Origin of the sequence: Paenibacillus xylanilyticus (genome assembly GCF_013359935.1) — a bacterium.
Taxonomy (GTDB): Bacteria; Bacillota; Bacilli; order Paenibacillales; family Paenibacillaceae; genus Paenibacillus; species Paenibacillus xylanilyticus.
On sequence record NZ_JABMCB010000085.1, the window covers coordinates 1 to 405 of the forward strand.

The following is a 405-nucleotide window of genomic DNA, read 5'->3' on the forward strand; positions in this document are numbered from 1 at the left end:
ATATCATCGGCAGTGGTTCTTTGCTTGGCAACGTCCTACTCTCCCAGGACCCTTCGGTCCAAGTACCATCGGCGCTAGAGGGCTTAACGGTCGTGTTCGGGATGGGTACGTGTGGAACCCCTCCGCTATCGCCACCAAACGTGATTTTGTCGAAGCAGTGCTTCTTGAAATCAAATATGGAACTGAAAATAATACACACATTCCGTGATGTACCAATTTTCATTTCAGAGATCATTCTCTGAAAACTAGATCCGAAACGAAATTTGCGATTAAAACCTGCATATTGGATAAGCCCTCGACCGATTAGTACTGGTCAGCTCCATGCATTGCTGCACTTCCACCCCCAGCCTATCTACCTCGTCGTCTTCAAGGGGTCTTACATACTGGGAAATCTCATCTTGAGGG

General features: G+C 47.4%; 2 rRNA genes. Both read right to left on the reverse strand.

Going from position 1 to position 405, the window contains the following annotated elements:
* Positions 1–22: 22 nt before the first annotated feature.
* A 5S ribosomal RNA gene (gene rrf / locus HP552_RS00700) occupies positions 23–139 on the reverse strand.
* A 144-nt stretch (positions 140–283) separates the two neighbouring features.
* Positions 284–405: ribosomal RNA gene (locus HP552_RS00705) — 23S ribosomal RNA — on the reverse strand; the annotation flags it as partial.